Genomic DNA, 3,627 nt, shown 5'->3' on the forward strand with positions numbered 1-3,627 from the left:
GAAGCGGGGAGCAATGCGGGTGACGAGATCGTCCAACTGATCGGCCCAGCGGTGGGCCTCGCTTGCGTCTGTCATGGCGCGACACCTCCGTGTCTAAGACAACGCACAAGCCCCGGCTGTAGTACTAATCCATTTATCCGTGAGGTCTAAGGATGCCTGCCACCATCGGCGATTGGTATCGCCTGTCTGATCCCGAGCTCGATGACGACCGTCTCACCAAAAGGCGGCTCTCGGCTGAGAAGCTGACTTCACGCCTCACCGGAGCCAACGCCATCCCGTTGGAAATTGTGTCGCTCGCGGTCGAAACCTTCGGAAGCCCGGGGATCTCGTCTAATGCGGCCCTTCCTGTTGCGATCCAGGCAATCGAGGAGCAGCAGCCAACAGCGGACAAGGATGCGCTGTCGTTGGCATTGGATCCACGGATCCTCTCCGCCTTCGCAGTCGACCAAGCGCTCGGCGGTTCACTTGGAACACGGCAAAGCCGGCAGGGCAGCATCGCCCTTCTGGCAGGCGCCGTCACTGCGGCTCTGCGGCACAGGGCACCGCCAACAGGGGCGTTCGCCGCGACACGGATGAGGGGTCTTCTTGAGTCGGCAGAGCAGGTGCTCAACACCTTCGATGTTCGCAGGAGAGAACGAAAAGGGTCTCCCTCTAAGCATTTCGCCGAAGCTGCTGCCGATCAGACGGCCGACTGGCGCAAGGTCGTCGGCGAAGCCCTCCGGGAAGTGGAGGAGGATGCCTCCAAAGACCGTGAGGAGCTTGAGGCACTTTGGTGGGTCTTTGGTGAGTACTCGTACAAGTTGATGAAACCCTACGCGGATCTCAACCCAGCCGCGGCATCGGTCACGGCCGGTGTTGAGCTTGCAGAGATTGTGAGCCCCCCCGCCACGCTAGGAATGACTGCCATTGCTTCAAGGATGATGCGCATCGTGCCGGCAGGGAATGAAGAGAAACCATTGGCCACCCTCCTTGAAGAGATTTCTGAGGAAGCGTGGGCGCTAGTCACCCCGGCTGCGGGCGATAAAGACTTCGTTCAGCGTCATCCAGTCGTTTTCCCTATCAGTCTTGTAGCGACACGCCGCGAGCAGGCGGGAGGAATACCGGACTTCAACTCCCTGATCACCGGATGGAGCCCTGACGCCAACTCCAGCGGAAGCATGCTTGCTGCGCAGGTTTTTGCAGAAAGGTCGTTGCTGCGCGCAGCGGTCCGACCCAAATCGGGGCGCTGAGTTGTGACTAAAGCAATCTCCTGTTCAGAAGATGGGTGCCTGATCTTGGAAGCCGAGATCTGCAAGCGCACCGGTGGGTCAGAGCCGTGCGATATGGCTTCGACGGTTGCGCAGCCAGCCTCTCTTGGAGACCTGGAAGGTGAAATCGATAAGCAGACCGCTCTAGCGCTTCGTCCAGAATCCGAGCTTCAAGACGAAGAGCCGCGTGTCGCGAAGTCAGGAGATCACAGACTCCATCCCGGTATGGAGCTGGGCATGCCGGATTTGCAGCCGCTCATGGACGAAGATTATGGCCATGTCATTACGATCCTGGGAGCGGGAGATGCAGGCAAGACGAGTTTCCTTTGCTCCCTCTACTGCATGGCGGCCTCCGGTGATCTTGAGGCCCATGGATACAGATTCGCCGGCAGCTTGACGCTGCCAGGCTTTGAGGCCCGAACGCGCAAGAGCAGGAACTGGGAGAAGGGCAAAGTTCCCGATCGCATGACGTACCGCACCCAGTACGAGGTTGATCGCGGTGCTGGCTTTATGCACTTAGACTTACATCGGATTGGACAGGAGCGCCGAATGCGCCTGTTTCTATCTGACCTACCCGGCGAGTGGACCACCACTCTTATCGACAACGCCCGAAATGCGGATCGCCTACGTTTCATCGACAGGTCCGATGGGATCCTGATCCTGATCGATGGTCCAACTCTCTTGGATCGGCTGCGGCGAGGGCAAACCTTGAACCAGCACAAGATCCTGATCGACAGAATCTCAGCCATTGTCCCAAACCGGTGCCCGATAGCCGTCTTAGCAACAAAGGGCGATCAAATCGGCATGACCACTCCGCCCGCGCTCGACGACATTGTTCAACACGCTAGACGAAGCGGGTTTCAAGCCCATGGCGCCGTCATCTCTTCCTTTTCAGGGGTGGAAGAAGTTTGCTCGGGAGCAGGCGTTGTCGAGTCCCTCATGACAGTATTAGCGTCATCCCCCAACGCTGCATATTCCGGCACTCGGCCTGAGGTCAGCGCAAGGCCTGCGCGCTTCTTCGGGTGGGCGCCCGTCACTCGTGGAGAGGCACGATAATGATGGGCGGCCGCACGGTGCTCTTGGTCGGAGGTCCAGAGGTTGGCAAGACCAACTATCTGATGCGCTTTTGGTTGGCTGTTCGTGACAACAAGGAGAGGAGCATCAAGCCCCTTGGACTGCCCGACGACCTCGAATATCTCAATCGTGGCGCCGATGCGCTGCTGGGTGGTCATTTTGCGGGGCGGACTCTCCAGCGAATTGGTGCGCTCTGCGAAATTCCTCTCACTGTCAGGGATGAGCCGTTCTCGCTGCTGGTTCCGGATATCGCAGGCGAAGAGTGGATGCGGATCTATAATGACCGTAGGTGGCCTGCCGACTGGGCTACCTACTTCACAAAGGACACCTCGTTCCTTGTTTTCGTGCGCGCCCACTCACCCCTCAATGTTCCGCAGCTGGATTGGCAGACGGTCCAACGCTACTTCGGCGGTAACAGAGCCAACCTAGATCCGAACATCTCAAAGGATGTTACCCCTGAGGAAGCACCCACCCAGGTTGTTATTGTTGACTAAATTCAGACCATTGTCGGCATGTTCAGGCAATTGGCCGGTGTCTCGCGCAAGCCAAGGATCGGCATCGTGGTGTCGGCATGGGACCGGCTTTCGCAATCTGAACAGGAGGAAGGCCCCTCCGCTTATCTGAAGCAGGAGTTTAGGCTGCTCGCAGATTACCTGGAAAGCAATAAGCACAGGATCGAGACGGCGTGCTTTGGAGTTTCGGTCGTCGGTGGCGACCTGAACGATGAGCCTTACTTTCGTGAAAGGTTCCTTAATACGATGGATCCTCTCACCTGGGGATCAGTCTGGCACGAACTTGAAGGAATGCCCCGTGAGAGCCATGATCTCGCGCTTCCAGTCGCTTGGGCCCTTGACGCTGTGGGGCCCCCAGGAAAATGACCAGTGTTGCTCTTCAACAGGCGGTTCACGGCTACCGCCGCGGTCACCAGAAGCTTGCCGCTAGTTTTGAGCTGAATCCGATAGACGAAGAGGCTGTCGCCTACCTCAGTGATCTGTCTGGTTTACCCGTTAAGGATGACATTCCAGCCTACTTAACAGTCTATCCGCTCCCTAGCGGGGACTACTATGCATTTTCTCAAACGTGGATGGACCGCGAGGCTCCGCGCGAAGGGTGCGTGTTGACCCATACGATCTTTGTTCCGAGCAATGCTTGGAGGGAGGGTATATCAGCGAGAGGCATTGACCTGCCGCTGAAATTTTCCTCCACGTTGAGTTAGAGTCCGGCCCCTCACAAGGACGGACAATGAAGCGTTCACGGTTCACGGAAGAGCAGATTATTGGAATTTTGCGGGAGCAGGACGCGGGGG

At 57.8% G+C, this 3,627-nt stretch carries 3 protein-coding genes and 1 pseudogene; all 4 read left to right on the forward strand.

Annotation, left to right across the window (positions count from 1 at the left end):
- Positions 1-152 precede the first annotated feature (152 nt).
- The 4 genes and pseudogenes from FS320_RS40105 to FS320_RS51230 all read left to right on the forward strand — a co-directional run bounded on the left by FS320_RS40105 (position 153) and on the right by FS320_RS51230 (position 3,537).
- Positions 153-1,229 carry a GTPase-associated system all-helical protein GASH gene (locus FS320_RS40105; protein ID WP_152718025.1) on the forward strand — a complete coding sequence of 359 codons (1,077 nt, stop codon included), beginning with the start codon at positions 153-155 and terminating at the stop codon, positions 1,227-1,229.
- Between the two features lie 45 nt (positions 1,230-1,274).
- Positions 1,275-2,303 (forward strand): TRAFAC clade GTPase domain-containing protein, encoded by a 1,029-nt coding sequence (locus FS320_RS40110; RefSeq protein ID WP_152718026.1) that lies wholly within the window; start codon positions 1,275-1,277, stop codon positions 2,301-2,303.
- Between the two features lie 2 nt (positions 2,304-2,305).
- A pseudogene (locus FS320_RS49195) lies at positions 2,306-3,199 on the forward strand (TRAFAC clade GTPase domain-containing protein).
- Positions 3,196-3,537: a GAP1-N1 domain-containing protein gene (locus FS320_RS51230; RefSeq protein WP_420846838.1), complete on the forward strand. Its 342-nt coding sequence runs from the start codon at positions 3,196-3,198 to the stop codon at positions 3,535-3,537. The pseudogene FS320_RS49195 and the gene FS320_RS51230 overlap by 4 nt, the downstream one beginning before the upstream one ends.
- Positions 3,538-3,627 lie beyond the last annotated feature (90 nt).

The organism is Microvirga tunisiensis (assembly GCF_009296175.1).
Classification (GTDB): domain Bacteria; phylum Pseudomonadota; class Alphaproteobacteria; order Rhizobiales; family Beijerinckiaceae; genus Microvirga; species Microvirga tunisiensis.